The sequence below is a fragment of the Calditrichia bacterium genome (assembly GCA_020634975.1).
Taxonomy (GTDB): Bacteria; Calditrichota; Calditrichia; order RBG-13-44-9; family J075; genus JACKAQ01.
Window position 1 is genome coordinate 608821 of sequence record JACKAQ010000002.1, and the last position, 18434, is coordinate 627254.

16 protein-coding genes are annotated in these 18434 nt (G+C 46.1%); 5 read left to right on the top strand and 11 right to left on the bottom strand.

Translation table 11 applies throughout. From position 1 onward, the window contains the following. Nucleotides 1-145: 145 nt before the first annotated feature. A complete protein-coding gene (locus H6629_16905) occupies nt 146-1336 on the top strand; it encodes a serine hydrolase (protein MCB9069472.1) in 1191 nt (396 codons plus the stop codon). 12 nt (nt 1337-1348) lie between these two features. Here the strand turns inward: H6629_16905 and H6629_16910 are convergent, their stop codons facing one another. Then, nucleotides 1349-1741, bottom strand: coding sequence for a DUF2914 domain-containing protein (locus H6629_16910; GenBank protein ID MCB9069473.1), 393 nt, complete (start codon nt 1739-1741; stop codon nt 1349-1351). A gap of 167 nt (nt 1742-1908) precedes the next feature. Between H6629_16910 and H6629_16915 the strand changes: the two genes are divergently transcribed. After that, entirely contained in the window at nt 1909-2562 is a 654-nt protein-coding gene (locus H6629_16915; protein ID MCB9069474.1) for a methyltransferase domain-containing protein, read from the top strand. A 17-nt stretch (nt 2563-2579) separates the two neighbouring features. Here the strand turns inward: H6629_16915 and H6629_16920 are convergent, their stop codons facing one another. Genes H6629_16920 through H6629_16930 form a run of 3 tightly spaced genes read right to left on the bottom strand, consistent with a single transcriptional unit; the run spans nt 2580 to nt 4557 of the window. Next, nucleotides 2580-3458, bottom strand: a complete 879-nt coding sequence (locus H6629_16920; GenBank protein ID MCB9069475.1) for a hypothetical protein — start codon at nt 3456-3458, stop codon at nt 2580-2582. Nucleotides 3459-3503: 45 nt separating this feature from the next. After that, a complete protein-coding gene (locus H6629_16925; protein MCB9069476.1) occupies nt 3504-4082 on the bottom strand; it encodes a YceI family protein in 579 nt (192 codons plus the stop codon). Nucleotides 4083-4122: 40 nt separating this feature from the next. Continuing rightward, the gene (locus H6629_16930; protein MCB9069477.1) at nt 4123-4557 is read right to left on the bottom strand and encodes a hypothetical protein; all 435 of its coding nucleotides are present in this window, start codon (nt 4555-4557) and stop codon (nt 4123-4125) included. A 273-nt stretch (nt 4558-4830) separates the two neighbouring features. On the opposite strand from H6629_16930, the gene H6629_16935 reads away from it, so the two are divergent. From H6629_16935 to H6629_16945, 3 genes are all read left to right on the top strand, one after another. Then, nucleotides 4831-6012 (top strand): hypothetical protein, encoded by a 1182-nt coding sequence (locus H6629_16935; protein ID MCB9069478.1) that lies wholly within the window; start codon nt 4831-4833, stop codon nt 6010-6012. A 12-nt stretch (nt 6013-6024) separates the two neighbouring features. Next, on the top strand, nt 6025-6489 hold the full coding sequence (locus tag H6629_16940; protein MCB9069479.1) for a hypothetical protein: 465 nt from the start codon (nt 6025-6027) through the stop codon (nt 6487-6489). A 73-nt stretch (nt 6490-6562) separates the two neighbouring features. After that, nucleotides 6563-7057, top strand: a complete 495-nt coding sequence (locus tag H6629_16945) for a hypothetical protein (GenBank protein MCB9069480.1) — start codon at nt 6563-6565, stop codon at nt 7055-7057. 107 nt (nt 7058-7164) lie between these two features. On the opposite strand, the gene H6629_16950 is transcribed toward H6629_16945, so the two are convergent. From H6629_16950 to H6629_16980, 7 genes are all read right to left on the bottom strand, one after another. After that, nucleotides 7165-7644, bottom strand: a complete 480-nt coding sequence (locus H6629_16950) for a helix-hairpin-helix domain-containing protein (protein MCB9069481.1) — start codon at nt 7642-7644, stop codon at nt 7165-7167. Nucleotides 7645-7725: 81 nt separating this feature from the next. After that, nucleotides 7726-8907, bottom strand: coding sequence for a molecular chaperone DnaJ (gene dnaJ, locus H6629_16955; protein MCB9069482.1), 1182 nt, complete (start codon nt 8905-8907; stop codon nt 7726-7728). 11 nt (nt 8908-8918) lie between these two features. Continuing rightward, on the bottom strand, nt 8919-9947 hold the full coding sequence (gene hrcA / locus H6629_16960) for a heat-inducible transcription repressor HrcA (GenBank protein ID MCB9069483.1): 1029 nt from the start codon (nt 9945-9947) through the stop codon (nt 8919-8921). Between the two features lie 366 nt (nt 9948-10313). Beyond that, a complete protein-coding gene (locus tag H6629_16965; protein MCB9069484.1) occupies nt 10314-12563 on the bottom strand; it encodes an SLC26A/SulP transporter family protein in 2250 nt (749 codons plus the stop codon). 3 nt (nt 12564-12566) lie between these two features. Beyond that, nucleotides 12567-13913 (bottom strand): transporter substrate-binding domain-containing protein, encoded by a 1347-nt coding sequence (locus H6629_16970; protein MCB9069485.1) that lies wholly within the window; start codon nt 13911-13913, stop codon nt 12567-12569. Between the two features lie 334 nt (nt 13914-14247). Then, the gene (locus H6629_16975) at nt 14248-16821 is read right to left on the bottom strand and encodes a BamA/TamA family outer membrane protein (GenBank protein MCB9069486.1); all 2574 of its coding nucleotides are present in this window, start codon (nt 16819-16821) and stop codon (nt 14248-14250) included. 118 nt (nt 16822-16939) lie between these two features. Further along, complete coding sequence (locus tag H6629_16980) at nt 16940-18406, bottom strand: aldo/keto reductase (protein ID MCB9069487.1); 1467 nt, start codon at nt 18404-18406, stop codon at nt 16940-16942. Nucleotides 18407-18434: the final 28 nt, after the last annotated feature.

The window sequence follows — 18434 nt, forward strand, 5'->3', positions numbered from 1 at the left end:
GCAAGGAAGCAAGCGACCGTCAAACGTCGCTTGTTTTATTTTGGAACATAAACCGGAGTAAACATTGAAGTTACGATTATTCATCCTGATGTTCGCATTCAGTATTTTCGTGAGTTGCCATTCAAAAAAAGGAATCACAGAGAAAATGGATACCAATCCGCTGCCCGAAATCTTGAGTCGGTTGCCAAAACAATTTGCTCCAATTTTGGCTGAACCGGATAAATACCGGTTACAAATTTTATACACCCAAATTGATCGCGACAGCGATAACCAACCGTCGTTTTCCCAATACGATTTTAATTTGAAAATGGACGAATATTTTTATCCCGCCAGCAGCGTAAAACTGGCGGCAACAGCGCTGGCGCTCGAAAAATTGAACGATCTGAACATTGCGGGATTGGACAAATCCAGTCCGCTGACCATTGACAGCGCATCCGCCGGACAAACGGCGGTAACCGGCGATTCGTCCGCAGCCAGCGGCAAAGCCAGCATCGCGCATTACATCAAAAAAATTCTGCTGGTCAGCGATAACGATGCCTTCAATCGCTTATTTGAGTTTGTCGGACAGCGCGATTTCAATCAACGGCTGTGGGAAAAAGGGATGACCGACACAAAAATTCTCCGGCGATTATCCGTCCCCGGAACGCCGGAAATGCAGCAATATGGCAATCCGTTCAATTTTTATGATGGCGAAAAGCTGATTTATCAGCAACCGCAATCCTATAATCCGGATAAAATGCAGGTGAGAATGGACGGGGTGAAGCAGGGGAGAGGCTACATGAGCGGTGACAAATTGATCGAAGAATCGATCGATTTCAGCCATTCGAATTACACGCCGCTGCCGGATTTGCATGGCGTTTTGCGGCGAATTATTTTTCCGGAGAGTTATCCGCCGGCGCAGCGTTTCCGGCTGACGGATGAAGATTATCTTTTTTTGCGACGGTATTTATCGATGCTGCCGCGCGAAAGCGATGATCCGAAATACCCGGATTCACTCACGCAAATTGACGGCAACGCCAAAACACTGATGTTCGGCGATCGAAAAGAGAAAATTCCACCGCGAATTCGTATTTTCAGCAAATCCGGCGGTGCGTACGGCTATCTGATCGAGAATGCCTATATTGTTGATTTTAAAGAAAATGTGGAGTTTTTTCTAACGGCTGTCATTCAGGTTAACGACAACCAGATTTACAACGACGACACCTACGAATACGACACGGTCGGAAAACCGTTTTTGGCGGCATTGGGTCGTGCGGTTTACAATTTCGAGCGAAACCGGAAAAAAGAATATCCGCCGGATTTATCAAAATTCCAGCGGATACATCAATCAAATTAATTTTAGTTGCAATCAGTTTACGGAAAAGGTTGCACTTTTGAGCACGTTTCCGGCAGCGTCGACCACATCAACCCGCCAGCTTCCCGTCCATTCCGGGGCGAGTGTTTTGGAGCTCCAGGTTCGCCACGGGCTGCCTTTTATGTTCAGATCAACTTTGCTGCGCTCGGTATCGCCATGATACCACACATGCGAAACCTGAACAGAATCGGTTGCACCGGAAATTTTGGTGAAACAATACAGTTGTTCGGTTGTGCTGCTGAACGCGGTGTCTGCACCAACAGGTTGGCGATCTTCCACAGATGTGCAAATAACCAGCTCATCCACCTGCAGCGCCGTTGAATCCTGCGCATACGAAGCTATTGTAAATATTGCACATAGCGCAAAAATTAATGATAATTTATTCATTGCTTATCCCTTCGATTGGTTTGAATGACAATCTGTTCACACTCAAAACTTAAAATCATATTTAACATCCTACAACATTTTTTTGGGAATAATTAACAAAATTGACTGAAGCTAATAATAATATTGAATTTAGCGAATCTATTCGGGTTGATGCGGATGGACGAACATTGCTCATATTTCGCGATGGCGAATGGCAAAAATGGCAGCGCTTTGACGAATCGACCGGGAAATTTTACAAAATGATTTTTGTAGCACCGGAAAAACCGCCAACAGTTGAAATCAGCGGCATAAAAATGCACGTGACGCAGGATGGCAACCCGGAAATAGACACCGATCGCAAGCTAAAAGCGTTAGGTAAAGTGCACGGTAAAATGCTGGATACCTGTTGCGGATTGGGTTACACGGCTTCTGCGTTGGCGGCGAAAAATGAAATTTCCGGCGTGTTGTGCATCGAACGGGATGAAAATATGCTCGCACTCTGCCGGGATAATCCGTTCAGCCGCGCGTTGTTCGAATCGCCGAAAATCGAGTTGCGTCGCGGCGACAGTGCCGAAATTATCAAAACGTTGGATGACCGCAGTTTTGCCGGCATATTGCACGATCCACCAAGATTTTCGCTCTCACCCGGTTTGTACGAACAGCAGTTTTATAATGAGTGCTTTCGCGTATTGCAACATCGCGGCAAAATGTATCACTACACCGGCGATCCCAATCGCGAAACGCGCAAACGCGGTTTGCCGGAGCGCGCCGCGGAACGGCTCAAAACAGCGGGATTCAGTAAGGTAAAATTGGCGTATCAGGGCGTTTGGGCAATGAAATAGGTGGTATTTCTTCGCCATTAAAAATGGCGGGTGATGCCAAATCCCAATCGCAGATGATCTATTTCGGCTGATTTATCCGAGCCCACAATAAATTGCGAGGGATTGATCCGGCTGTTGTTTGTGACAAACAAATGAAAAACGTGCCCGCCGGTTTCGATGTCCAGCCCGGTTGCAAAATGATTGTGCGATTTTGTGCCCAGTTCATCAGCACGGACAAATCCCTGATATCCAGAAATAATGGGATTTAGCTCCAGCCAAAAACTCCACATTTGGTTCAGATAAAATTGGTAATAATTTCCGAGCGTAAACGTGTACTGATTTTCAACCGTAAAAATATTGCTGTTGTATAAATATGATGGCACAATGCCGATCCCAAATTTTTTGTTGAACAGCATCGTGTTGTAAACCAGTTGGGTATAATATTGGAAGTTTTCTCCGGCGAGGCTGCCGCGATTCAGCGATTCCGGCACTTCCGTATTTACCGCAATGCCACCGCGAATCGCAATAACTCCGGGGAGCGTTTCGCTGCGAATCTGGAATAATTTTAGCTTTAGCTGCAAATCCATATTGTCCAGCAAGTTGCTGTGCCCGAGTGAAACCATTATTTTGTTGGTGATGCCGTAGCTGATGGCTGTACGAATTTGCGCCGGTCCGTCGATGCCCCAAAATGCACGAAATCCTTCTTTTATTGCAGGCAAAAACCTGTGCGAAATTTCATACATAAAATCGCCTTTGCCCAAGGTTTCGGTTGTCGGAAAATTGGCGGTCATCGGTGAATGGAATAGTGCCAGATCCACTGTTTTTGGCGGTTCGCTGCGCTGCCATTTCGGCTGTGCGATGCATTCTATGGATAGCCACAACACGCTGACGCAAAATAAAATCGCTATTTTTTGCAATTGTTTTTCCTCCGGTTTGACCGCTGAATTATCGCTGTAAAATTATTATTTACTTTCGTTTAGATAAAAATCGAGATGCAGCTTTATTTCATTGCTCACCTTCACAAAAGCAGCCAGTGATGGCGCTTCGATGTTAAAATCGGAGAGCAACACCACGAAATCGCAAACGACGCGCATACGCCCGTCAGTTTCAATGGTAACAATCCCCGGTATTTCCATTTCTTGGGATACACCATGGATGAACATCTTGCCGGTTGTCCAAATTTGAAATGCTGTTACCGTCGAATCAATTTTTTCGACCGAAGAAATCTGTCCTTCAAATGAGGTAAACTGCCATTTTGGGGTTTCCAGCACATCGCGCATATCACGATCGCGTTTGCTCATTCCGGTTTCGAGGGTGTTCAAATCCACTTCAAAATAGAGCTTGCTGTTCGTTTGAAACATCGAATCGCCTTCCCAATACAGATAGCCGTCGATGTTGTCCGTTACACCATCAAATGTTAACACCACAACTTCCGATGTAAACTGAACCAGATTTTTCGCAGATGTATCAACCTGCCATTCTGATGCAAAAACTGTATTTTGGAAAAATGATAGCAAAAGAACGAGCAAAAAACTTCGCATATTAAAATTTCCTTTGTATAATCGGAGTGTTCATTCTGGTTTAATCCGGCAGTGCTCCATTTTCAATCCAAACCTGAATAGAATCGATAACAGATTGGGAGAGCGGCGGTAAACCGAGTGGCATGCGGGTACCGAGAATATTTTCGCCGGATATTTTCAGAAGCAAATAGCTTTGTTCCGGAAAGCCGGGTTCGATCCTGTCCAATCCCGGGTTTTGCGAATTGGGAACATTTACAATTTGCGCATATGCCTTCCCCGCAGTAAGTTCCGGACGAACAGCACCACCGTGGCAGTTTCCGGATGCACACAACGGAGTAAATACAGAATCTTGTATCGAAGAAAATTTCGCCCGAATTGATTGAACACCACTGCCGTTATCAAAAACAGTTGGGGCACTTTCAGTAATATTTTCCGCACATCCGATCAGCGTTAAAAATGCAATTATGAGCCCACTAATCAATTGATTATGTTTCATTCAATCTCCATTATCATTACTGTTTTCTCACAGTTTTTCAAAATAAAGATGTTCGTTTAATTTCACAACTCAATCTAAAAATCCGGACAAAAACAGATGACTAATAGTGGAATGGTTTTTGCTATCTGATAGATGTCTAAACAGTAATTTTCACAACACAAATTAATCGCCGCTGCATTTTATAACACAACAACTGGAGGAGATCCTATGCTTTTGAGTCTTCGATTAAAAAGGTGTCGATGTTCATCATGGCATTTTGTTTTGAGCAGTTTGATGGCTTTTCTATTTATTGGCGAACTTGCCGCAGATACCGGATTTAATACACAACTGCAATCCGGCGATCTGGAAAGTCAGGTCATCAATATTTTTGCAGAAAACTGCGCGTTAGCAGGTTGTCATGCCGGCACACCGCCGATGATGAACTTGAAACTAACCGAAGATGAATTTTTGCAGCGCACCGTAAATCAGCCCAGTATTGAAAATCCGAAAATGCTTCGGATTAAACCGGGAGAGCCGGACAGTAGCTATCTCGTTCAAAAAATAATGGGTGCGGAAGGCATTATCGGTCAAAAAATGCCCTTTGGCCGTGATCCGTTGAGCAGTGCCCAAATCGCGACAATTATTGAATGGATCAAACAGATGAAAGCGGCAGATGTCGCCAATCTGGAAGCGCCTAGCCCCGATCCGGTGCTGCCATTCAACGCCTGGAAAGTGGTGAATATCCCAACCGCGCGGATGGTTGATCGCGGAAATTATCTGTTTTTGATCAGCCACCGTTTTTTCCCAAAACTGGACACCGGATACGATACCTTCTTCGGGCTGGATGGCTCGGGCATCATTTTCCTTAATTTGGGATACGCGTTTACGAATAACCTTTTTGTCAATTTGGGGCGCAGTAATGCCGCAGATAACGTTCAACTGGATGTCAAATATGGTATAAAACAGCAATATCCCGGTGATAAATTTCCGGTTGCTGCGGCTGTGCAAACGTCAATTAACTGGCAAAGTGAGAAAAGACCGGGATTGGATCGCATGCGATCGGAAGCTTTCAAATACAGTTTTCAGGCGATTTTATCCAGCCAACTGCATGAAAATGTTGGACTTACAGTATCACCCGGAATACTGCTCAATCAGGATAGCGAAACCGATGGCGAGGATGCCCTGATAACCATCGGCGTTGGCGGTCGGGCGCATGTCTGGAAATCCATTTCCCTGATTGGCGAATGGGTGCCGATCATCAGCGGATACACACCAACCGCAACTTTTGGCGAAATCAACCGGTTTGACACCTGGGGCGGCGGCATCGAATTATCTGTCGGTGCGCACGCTTTCCAGATTATTGTCACCAATTCTGCCGGTCTCACAACGGATCAATACATGCGCGGCGGCGGGCTGGACCTCGGTGAAGGCGATTTCCGGCTGGGTTTTAACATATTTAGACCGCTACAATTCTAAAGGAGAACATTTATGCGACGTTTGAAATTATATGCACGTTTTTTGAAGCTGTTTGGCTTTTGTTTCATGTTACATCTTGTGTTGAGCGGTTGTGAGCATCTCGCGCTCACAGAGCCGCAGCCGATTCCGCCGGGTTCCAACGAAGTGGATACTTTGGCAACATTCAGCGCTATTCAGCGGAATATTCTGAACACAAAATGCGCTTTGTCCGGCTGTCATGTTGGCGGTTCCAGCCAGTTGCCGGGTGTACTGGATTTGAGCGATGGTGTGGCGTATCAAAATTTGGTGAATGTGCCCAGCATCGAAAAACCGGAATTTGACCGGATAGAACCCGGCCAACCGGACAGCAGTTATCTATTCCTCAAAATTGTCGGCACCAATATTGTTGGTCAGCGGATGCCGTTTGGGCGTGATCCTTTGACCCAAAGAGAAATTGACGCTGTTCGGAAATGGATCAGCGGCGCGGCTAATAACTAATTGTAATTCAATGATTTACGGAATGATTAAAATCCGTAAATCTGTCCATTAATCTAAATCGAGGATATTATTTATGAATAGATTTTCATCCCAAAAAATGATTGCAATGGCAATATTTGCGATTGTTTTCAGTGTGAGTCAAGTCGGCTTTGGGCAAGATGCCGTGAAAGAAAAGGTTGATCTGGAAATCGTTATAAAACCTGTTGGCGATCAAATGTTATACGAAACCACGGAATTTACGGTAACTGCCGGCAGCAAAGTTCGGGTAATTATGGAAAACACAGCAACATCGGAAGCGATGCTGCACAACGTCGTTATCCTGAAACCGGAGACAGATAAAGCAAAAATCGGAATCGCTGCTATACAAGCAGGTGCAGATAAGGGCTATATTCCTGTCGATCCGGCAGTACTGTTTTACACCGAGATCACCAAACCCGGAGAGAAAAACGAGGTGGTTTTTACAGCGCCAGAACCGGGCGATTATCCATATATTTGCAGTTTTCCGGGGCATTATTTGATGATGCAGGGAGTGATGCATTCTGTCGCCAAAAAAGATGCGGCGAAATAAAACTGTTAAATTCACATTATAAACAACAAAAAAGCGAGCATCTATGTTCGCTTTTTTGTTTGGTTGCATTATTTCAGCGCATATTTCGGGGAATAATCGGTACGATTTTATTTTACATCGATCAAATGTCTCAGATTATTAAACGTTTTTGCACCGATTCCTTTAACCGATTTCAATTCCTCAATGTTCGAAAAATTACCGATTTCTGTGCGATAAGCAATGATACGTGCGGCAATTGCTGGCCCGATTCGCGGCAAGGTTTCCAGTTCCGCGAGGGTAGCAGTGTTGATATTAACTTTACCAATCGCTTTTTTGTTGCGGGACGTTTTGCTTGATTTTGGTTGCTGTTGCGGAAGTAATGGCTGCGCATATGGTGTATTTGTGGAATCGGCAAAAAGCGAGTCGCCAGTTTCAATTGTTGATTGCGATATTTGTTGCTTCTGCATCCGAAATTCGGTTTCAAACGCGCTAAAATCGTACGGCTCAGTGGGATAAATCAGACTCGCGAGATTCTCACCGCCCATTAACAAAATCGCGATAGCTGCAAAATACAACATCGCCGAAAGCTGGCTTTTTGAAAATTTCATCTATTTAGTGCATTTTTTGTGGGAAAAACAGGTGCACGTTGTGCACATTGGTGCAGATTTTTCACTGCGAAAAACCTGCGTTTATTCAAAATTCAATACTTCTTTCAATCGCTGGAAAAAACCTTTTTCCTTTTTGGGCGCTTGAATATTTTCAGATTTGAGCAAATCTCCCAATAATTCTTTGTCTCTGGCGCTCAATTTTGTGGGAATCCAGACCTTTATCTGAACCAGAAAATCGCCTTTGCTGTGGCTGCGCAATTCGGGGATTCCTTTTCCGCGCAACCGGAAAACCTTGCCAACCTGCGTTCCTGCCGGAATGGTTATTTCCACTTTTTTGTAGCGATCCGGGTTTTCGTGCGGCAGCTCTTTGTCGGCAACTTCTAATGTGGGAATTTCCACGGAACCGCCCATCGCCAATTCCGGAAAGCTGGCGTAATAATCAAATACCACATTGTTTTCGTGCCGGACAAACAGCGGATGATCTTTTTCCTGAATCACTACAATCAAATCGCCATTGGGTCCGCTGTTGGGTCCTGCGTTTCCTTTGCCCTGTACCGACAGATAATTTCCGCTCATCACACCGGCAGGGATATTGACTTCCACTGTTTCTTCGCCGCGAACGCGACCTTCGCCCCGGCAGGTTTCGCAGGGATTGGTGATGATTGTTCCTTTGCCACGGCATTGCGAACAGGCGCTTACGTTTACAAATCGTCCAAAAATTGATTGGGAAACTTGACGCACTTCTCCGGCACCCTGGCAGGTCGGGCAGGTTGAGGCTTTTGAGCCGGGACGGCTGCCTTCGCCGTTACAGGTGTTGCATTGAACCTGTTTGTTTATTTTTAATCGCTTTTTTACACCGGCGGCAATTTCTTCGAGGTCGAGTTCGAGGCTGATTTGCAAATCGCGTCCGCGTTCCCGGCGATCGCCGCGGCGCTGTCCGCCGCCAAAAATATCGCCAAATCCGAACCCGAACCCTTCTTCCATAAATGTCCGTAATGCGTCGGATAAATCAAAATTCGGATCGTATCCCTGAGCGCCTTTAACACCATCGTGTCCGAAACGGTCGTATCGTTGCCGCTTTTCCGAATGGCTCAGCACTTCGTATGCTTCGCCAACTTCTTTAAATTTTTCTTCTGCTTCCGGATTATCCTGATTGCGATCCGGGTGATATTTCATTGCTAATTTTCGATAGGCGCTTTTGACTTCCTCTGGAGAGGCATCCCTCGAAACACCCAAAATTTCGTAATAATCACGTTTTGACATCCCAAACCCCACTAATTTTTGCCATAAATTTCTGAAATTTTGCGTGCTGTAAATTCAACAATTGAGAGAAATTTACTATAATTCATTCGTTTTGGTCCAATAATTCCGACAACACCGCTCACGTCGCCAATTTGATAGCGAGCGGTAATAATGCTGCATGCAGCCATCTTTTGTTCATCAATTTCTTCACCGATTTTGATGCTGGTTGGCTGCTCGTTATCCGCTTCCGCCAAAATTTTCACTAGTTCGCGGCGTGTTTCCAGCATTTCCATTACCGATGTCAGCGTGCTGACATCCTGAAAATCCGGCGATTGCAAAATATTTTGCGTGCCTTTAAAATAGAGGTCGATATCTTCGCTGAAATTGAACAGCCTGTCCACACGTTGCGAAAACATTCGTACCAAACCTGTGTCTTCGTGCTGAATGTCTTTCACGACTGCCGAAAATGTGCGTTTGATATCGGAGATTTTCATGCCCTGCAAACGCTCGTTTAATATCTGGCTCACCAGATTCAATTTGTCCGGCGAAACCAGTTGCGAAATTTCCAGCGTAATTGTCCGCACAAATCCGGATTTTACGGTGATGATAACCAGTAATTTTTCGGATGATAATGGAATTAACTCCATCCGTTCAAAAATGCCCTGCTCAATACGGGGCGACATCATGATCCCGATTTGTTTGGACAAATGCGCTAAAATGCGGGTCACTTCATTTAACACATCTTCCAGATCGTAATTTTCAAGCGGATTGATCGTTACTGTTATCTGCTCTTTTTCGTCGAATGATAAACGACTTTTTTTCATCAACATATCCACATATGCCCGATATGCGGGTGTTTGCGGCACTCTTCCGGCGGATGTGTGCGGTTGATAAATATATCCGCGCGATTCCAGCATTGCCATTATATTACGTATCGTCGCCGGGCTGATGTTTAAACGGCTGGTTTGCGCAATTAATGATGAGCTAACCGGCGTGGCGGTATCGATAAAATTTTTGACCAATTCGCCCAAAACGAGTTTTTCTTTTGTAGAAAGAACCATTTCCGACAAACTACCTTTCGAAAAAACTGATTTGTTACGTTAAGCGGCAGTTACTGGCGCGTAAAAATTGCCGAATAATCAACCACCTCAGATGAAAATTAATGTTATCCAAATTATATAATCGACACAAACTTAGGGTATTAAAGATCACCTTTGCAAGCAATTAATTTTCAATTGCCGAGTGCAATTATATAAAAAAAATATCGGCTAAACAAGTAACACGCATACATTTTTGAATTTTGCAATTTATTCGATGGATCAAAAATTTTGAGTGATTTTTTGGTGTGTTTGATCGGCGATATTTGAAAAGAACAAATGGCGCAAATGCTTTAAATCGGGTAAGTATCCTGTAAAACGAACCCTTTTTTACTGCTGCATTGCCCGTAATGTCTGGTTGCTGTTATTCACCCGTTCTCCTAAAATCCCCACAATAAATCGATGAAATAGTGCAGCAAGTTCAGGGTGTTCCTCTTCCATTAACCGTAATTTTTGGGTGGCCAAAAATAGTACCGTGCAAGCTTCATTAGTGACAACGGAAGCTGTTGCCGGTCGCTGGAGATACACGCTCAATTCGCCGATGACGGTGCCGGGTTGCATTTTTCGCAATCGAATAATCGTGCCGTTTTTTAGCTCCAGTTGCGCCGTTACTTTTCCGGATTCCAGAATATATAAACCAACCGGTTCGGCACCTTGCACGATGAGATGTTCATTTTCCGGAATTGTTTTGTGAACAAAATACGGGTGCATTTGTTTTGCGAAATTGCGCAAGGTCGCTTGCGGTAAATCATGGTGCAGTGCACCGGAGACAATCGATTCCAAAATGGAGATATCGGCAAATTCCCCATCCGATTTTTCATCCGGAAAATGGTGCAGCATTTTTTCTTCAACCCATTCCATCCCGTAATCCAGATCGTCAAAATAGATGACGGTTTGATCGTCTTCCGCGATATTTGCTGCGGCCAACTGCCGTTTCATGATCTCGGAAAGATTGGTGAAAATCAGCGTAAACGATTGCGATTGCGCCAGCATTTTTAGTTTTTCGAAACTGTTTAATGCAGATGAATCGAGCCCGGTAACCAGCCGGAAATCGAGCAACACATATCTGAGGCTGGGCAAGGGTGCGTTCAGGGCGCGAACCCGAACGGTCGCCAGAATATTGTTCGCTGTGCCAAAAAAGAGAAAGCCCTGCAATTGCATGACATACAATGTATTGCCATGTTTTTTCAGTAGCTGCGCGTCTTGGCTGGGGCGATCCACATTGCTTTGGAAATTTTCACCGGTGAGCACATGCTTTACCACATCGATGCGGCTGTAGTTAATCACAAACAATACAATTGCCACCGCAGTACCGACAGCCATTCCGGGCAAAAATCCAAAAATAATAATGACCATTAAAATGAGGATCACCAGCACATATTCAATTCGCGGCAATTTGAACCAGGCATTGTAAAGCCATTCCACCAAAAATGTCAGCCCGAGATAAATCAGCAATCCGGCGAGCAGCGGGCGTGGAAAATAGGACGGCAGCGCCCAGCCGAACAACAGTGTCGCGCCGCAAATTCCGGCAGATACAAGCCCGGAAATCCGGCTTCGCGAACCGATTCGGTGGCTGAGCGCCGTCAAACTGAGAGACATATATCCGACAGAACTGCCGCCGATTGCGCTGGCAAGATTCGCCAAACCGGATGCACGCAACTCCCGGTTGAGATCGATTTCCCGGCGTGCGATCAGCTCCAATCCACTGGCATTCAATAATAATGAAATAATGCTGATGATGGTTATCGAGCCGAGATCGCCATATTGTTGCCAGATAGAATCCCAGTGAATTTGAGTCGTATCCTGCGTCATCAGCGGTGAAAATACAGCACCGCCACGGAATTGATCCATCAACCAGCCTTCTTCACCGGCATGGGAAACCGGCGTTCCAGTTAGCAATAAGATGAGGTAAAATGAAACAAATGCGACCAAAATAGCACCGGGCATCGTAAAAAAATGCCGGAATTTTCGCATTAAAACCAATAATAGCACGGCAAAAAAAAGACCGGGCAACCATTTTAATAACATTTCTGTTTGGAGGAAAACAGGAATGCTTTTAATCGTCAGTTTCTCGCCGGCGATGATGCCGAGCGCCCCTTTTACCAAAACCCAACCAGTGCCCGCCAAAAAGCCGCCAACAACAGGGTAGGGGATAAATCGAACCAGATTCCCCAGTTGAAACCAGCCCAATAACAAAAAACTGACGCCGGTAACTAACGCGGTTAAGGCAATGGCCGCGACAACCGTAATAAACAACGATTCACCGGCAAGTCCCACGCCACTGCCGGCAATACTGCCGGCAACAATCGCGAGAATGGCGGTTGGTGCATCCTGCGGAGCCGTTACGGTGCTTTGAAATGCGCTGGTTAATGCGATAATCGAACCCATCGCAAAAGCGCCGAACAACATCACACCCATTCCGCGAGCAGCAAATTCGGATAGCGGCCCCGAAAAAATCAACGCCGCATACGCACTCTGGAAAATAACGATTAATATCCCGTTCACCAAACCCGCGGTGATACTTGGCAGTAAAATGCCCAAATCCTTTGAAAACGATTCCCTGAAGGAAATTTTACCCATAATCTATTCGCTGATAAACTTTTGATAATCCTGATATCGTGCTAAAATTTCCGTTACGTAATTTACCGGTTCCTCGCCGCGACAATATCCGAATTGCACCACTTCGTCATTAAAATATTTTTCCTGCGATTTATTGAGCAAATATTCTGCGACATTATTTTCCCACAAATCGGGGTTTTTATTGTATTTGATGGCCAGCCTGCGGGCGTCTTCCACGTGCCCCTGACCGGTGTTGTAGGATGCCAGCACAAATTTGATGCGATCTGTCGAATCAGGAATATCTTTCCAATAATTTAGCAGCCATTCCAGATATTTGGCACCGGCAGACAAGTTTTGTTCGGGGTTTGCGCGATCTTTTGCACCGAATTGTTTGGCGGTTGCGGGCATCAATTGCATGAGCCCTTTGGCGCCGGCCCAAGAACTTGCCTCCGGATCGAACTGCGATTCCTGAAAAACCAACGCGGCTATCAACCGCCAATCCCAGCCAACCTCAACCGATTTAGCTTTCAAAATATCGTCGTATGGCGATATTTTGTCGCCGGTCATCGAGAAAAATTCGCTGCGAACCCGTTGGCTGTAAAAGCGTTTGTTTTGATGATATTTAGCATAAAGCACATTATATGTCGGTTCTGTGCGCATTTGATCCAGCCATTTGTTGATGTTCTCGCGCAGTTTTGGCGAGTTGCGACGGATTGCCCATGCGATGCGTTGCGGCAAGCTGATTGCCAGCCCGATATCAATATTTTGATGATATGCGGCGTTGATTTGGGCAATATTTTCATCCGCGACTGTGTAATCTATTTCGCCGTTGGCAACTTGTGCAATTAGCGATTCGGTAGAAATATCGCCGGGAACTTCGACAATTTCGATATCACCGCCAATTTCATCGGCTAAATTGACCAGCCGGAGGTAATACGATGAGCCTTTCCGGACATGAACCCGTTTGCCTATCAGATCGACCGGATTGGTAATCAGCATTTTATCGATTTCGTGTCGTTTCATCTGCCGCCAGTTACCCGGCATACGCTGGATTAGCACTTGCCGGATCAGCGTGTGGTGATCCGTAAAATCAACCCGTTTCAACCGGCTTTTGGTGACCGTCATGTTGTAAGCCACCAAATCGCCCTCACCGGCGTTCAGGTTGTCAAAAATATGATCCAAATCTTTGACAACAACGATATCCAATGCAACATTTAAATAATCCGCGAGCATATGGAGTAGTTCATATTCAAACCCCATCGGTTGCCCTTTGTAAACAAAATAGCTGCTGGCGCTGTATCCGGTCAGCGCAACCAACCTGCCCCGCTTTTTGATTTCCTGCATATCGATATCAACAATAGGCTCAGGCACTTCTTTCGCAGATATTTCGGGCGCAGTTGAGATCTTTCCGGTTGATAATTCCGCCGTATCCTTGGCTATTTGTGATGTGCTGGGTTGCGCATTTTGTTGCTCGCAACTATTTGTTAATAATAAACTTACTATCACAAGTAACGGGATTGCGAAATTTCTGATCGCTAAAAACATTTCAAATCCCCCTTAATTCATTAAACAATGACGCTCGACACATTTGCGCAGATAAGCCAAGATAGCGCATTCCTTAATAATATCAAAAAATTTTGATTGGGATGAGCATAATTTTTGGTGAACAAAAGTTGCTGTTTGTGGGTGGGTTGGACAAGGTGAGTCAAAATGAAAATCCACTGATGAGGTGAAACCGCAGTCCTTCATCTGAGTTTGCGGCAACCAACGAGAATGCCATTTCGCCGACTGCAGGAATCAACCAAATACCACCACCAACGCTATTGTGCCAGTTTTCGCTGGACTCGTTTTCGATCCAAACGTGACCAATATCCGTAAATCCCAATATTCCAAAATCTACTGGGATCAGAAATGAACCTCGAACAATCTTGAAGCGAAGTTCCGAGTTTCCGAGCAGAGCGGAATCGCCACCGTATCGCTGAAAAAGGAAGCCGCGCAACGAAGTTGGTCCACCGAGAAACGCAGCTTCATAATACGGATAACCGCCCCAAATTTTTTGCCCATAAGCCCGAAACGCCAGCGTAATTCGGGAAAATGGCGAAAAATATCCGCGCAAATCCAACATACCGCGCACAAATGCGCTGTCGTTGTCGAGCGTTTTCGGCGCTGCTTCCGCGCTGATATTTGCGTACCACCCGTTTGACGGCGAATAGCTGAGATCGCGAAAATCACCGGTAATACCGGTTGAAAATTTTGCAATGGTGCTTACATCTAATCCGTACGGTTTTGTTTGTGAAATCAACCGTTCGCCAGTGGGAATGCTGGTATCAAAATGTTGCAGCGTTGCACCAAAATAGACGACTGATCGCGAACTCAACCGGCGAAGCAGATTTGCTTTTGCCCAATATTGATTGGATTGCAATTTGTAAAAATCGTTTCGCTCCAACGATTTATCCGGCTTTGCACTGTTGCCCAACCCATAAAAATTACTGACGTCTTTGGGATAGTAGCCCAAATCCAAAACGGTGCTAAAACCGGAAAACGCCTGCGGAATTTCCAGATTTCCGCCAAATCGAACAGCCGATGTTTCCGTTGCAAAACTCCCGTTTAAGCGCAATTTGGCGGCGTACGGGGCGCGTCGGAAACTGTAAAATTCCCTTTTGTGGCCCATACCCAAAATAAATCCGTCGTCTGCATTATAGGCAATTTGCGGGAAAAACTCGCCCATTTGTCCGCGGGAAAGCGTTTTCGGTTGATATTCGTGCCAATTGATAACAGAATCTATTTTACCGGAAATAAAATTTGGTGAATGCGTTCCGCTGATTGTCGTGTTTCCGGCGAGATCGTAAATCTGCAGATTTCCCGGTGCATCGTTTTGGACAATATCCGCGCCGCTGCCACCGATCACCCGAACGCGAATGCGCTTTTCCGCATCACCGGAAGTGATAATTTGGTCATCGCCGCCGAACAGAAAAATGCGAATCTCTCTGGTTTCACCCGGAAAAAATGTGCGTTCGTAAACGCTTGTTTCCGTTGAATTTGCCGGGCTAATTTTTACCGAAACTTCCCCGGATTTGCTCCGATCAATTTCTAAAATTTCTGGCAAATCGTGCCCAGTAATTTCCGGCGTTTTCGCCAGATTTTTGTAGAAATATGCCGCGGCTTCCGGGATCATTTTGCGCCGCTTTTTCAATGTTTCAATCAATGCCGGACCGGAAATTTGAAAAATTTCCTGCGGTACCTGTTGAACGGCTGATTCGATTACCGAATCCGTCATCGCGGCGACAAAATCGACGGCAGTTTCGGTGAAATCAGCGGCGGTCAGCGCGTTCAAAAATAGCCTGTCCGTATGTCGCGCCTGAAAAGTGATGCTCCAGTAATCCGTTTTCTTTTTATTGATGCCTTCCAATTGCGGAACAACCGTGCGCCGTTCGGCAAAAGAGGGCAGCAAACCGTCAAATTTTACAAATGCCTGATCGCGATCGATGGGAATCGGTTGCCAAACGCCGGGTGAACCACCGGAGATCTTTGCCCAACGCCATTGGTCAAAATGGCGATCCCAATCGCTGATGAAAATATCCAGCAACCGGGCAGTGAGATAATTTTTCTGATCGACAGATTGCCCGAAATCATTTTCCAACAATTCCAGTAATTCGGGCGTTCCCAAAATGTGGCTGAATCCGCCAAAACCCGGGGAATTATTGTCACCATTTGCGGCAAATTCCTCAATAAACCCGACGATACCGCCAAAATCCGTTTGAAATTCGCCCAAGGCAGGGACATCCGGCAACACCACAACTTTGGGATTTGTGTGTAAAATGCCGGCAGCTTTTGCCAAAACCGGCACAATTGCCGGACCGTACGGATGCGCGGAGCTATTTTGGTCCCGCACAATTCCGGTGATAAATGTATCGCGAAGTTCTTCCGGTAAAATCCGGGAGGGATCTTTATCGATCGATCTAAATTGAAATTTGCTGCCGTCTGCCGCCACAAAACTGAGCGATTTTGACTGAAATCCACCGCTGCGTTTGTGCGGACGCAATCCGCCGCCGGATGTTTGCAAATTGAGCACCGGTGCGTTGATAGCTGTCAGCCATTCCTGCCGGTAATGTTTGCCCAACAGCCATTGCTTAATGAAACCTGCATGAAAATTCTCACCCGCAGTAATCGATTTTTGGCCGTCAAAGCGCAAAATTTCTGTGCCGGATTGCGCAACAAGAGTGGAGAAAACGAACAGAGAAGACAAAATCAGGATATTTTTCAGTGGTGCGGTACGCATCGGCACCTCATTTTATATTGTAATTTCAAAAATTACACTTTATTTGCGTTAGGTAAATTTGATAGCGTTTGAAAATAACACATCAGAAATTAATAATCAAATCGTTGAAAAATGGAGATCAGCGGGATTCAGGAATAATCGCGTCCGCTTCAATTTCGACGAGATACTGATCACCCACGAGTGCAGCCTGAACCAGCGTATTTGCCGGCTGAATGTCTCCAAAGCGTTCGCCGTGGGCACGGGCAACGGCTTCCCACTGATCAATATTTTTGACGAAAATCCGGGTGCGAACCACATCCGCCAAACTACCGCCGAGCGATTGAATCGCGCCCTCGATTTTGTCGATGGCGAAGTGCGCTTGCGCTGCGGGATCGCTCCCGCCGATCACACGGTCACCGTGGGTTGCCGTTGTTCCCGAAACGGTAATGTGATTGCCGTGACGAACCGCGCGGCTGTATCCGGCAAATTTTTCCCAAACGGTACCGCTCAGTACTCGCATGCGTCCGTCTGCCCCGATTTTTGTGGGATACGGCTGTGGCATACTTTCGATGTGATGGCTTAAATCGCCCGATGCTGTGAGATAGGGTGGTTTTCGGTATTCGTCGCCACTGTCGCCGGGAATGGGGGAGAGCTGCGTTTGGGCAGCCGCGATTGCCGATTTATCCGCTGCATCCAGCGAAAAATCGAATAATCGAAGGTTTTCGGAAACGTGTTCGCTGGCACCAAGCCGCGCGCCGATGATCACACCGCCAACAGCCGGTTGTTCCAAAATATATCTGCTGGCAACGTTGGCAATCGAAACGCCGTGTTTTTTCGCGATGCCGGAAAGCGTTTCCAACAATTGCTGAAACGGCTGCCAGCCACCGGCGGCGTCGATAAACCGTTTGTATTTCATTCGCGACCAGGTTCCGGCATTGGCTGCGGTTGGCTCGGTTTTTCCGATCCATTTTTCGGTCAGAAATCCGCCGGCAACCGTTCCGTATGCCAGCAATTTAATATTGTGCCGCAGACACAATTCCGTCATTTTTGCTGCGGGGCGTTGGTCAATCAGCGAGAAACAGACCTGATTCGACACAACTTCGATGCCGCTGTTCACCACAATTTGCAAATGGGCTGTATCAAAATTGGTCAATCCGAGATGGCGGATAAGTCCCTGTTTTTTCAACGATTGCAGATGGAACAATCCGTCAAGCCATGCGGGATCAGGATAATTCCAAGCGTGAAATTGCAACAAATCGATGCAGTCTGTTTTCATCCGGTCAAGCGCGCGTTCCACCGCTTCGCGAACATCAGATTCGCTGATAGCGCCGGGTTTCGGCACCCACTTGGTAAACAATTGGACCCGATTCGGGGTGCCGGTTTGTCGCAAAAATTCTCCGGAAATAATTTCCGCAGAGCCGTAGTGATCCGCCATATCAAATGTCGTGAACCCGGCATTTGCGTAAGCGTGCATATGTTTGGCAGTCGCGACGGGATCCAGAGGTTTGCCATCGCGTTCCATATCGGCAATTTGCCAAAGCCCGGTGAGCACCCGGGAAATGTTCAGATCCGGCGCAAGTTTGATGCGTTCAACAGTATTTTTCATCGATAAATCCTGATTGTTGTTGTGATAT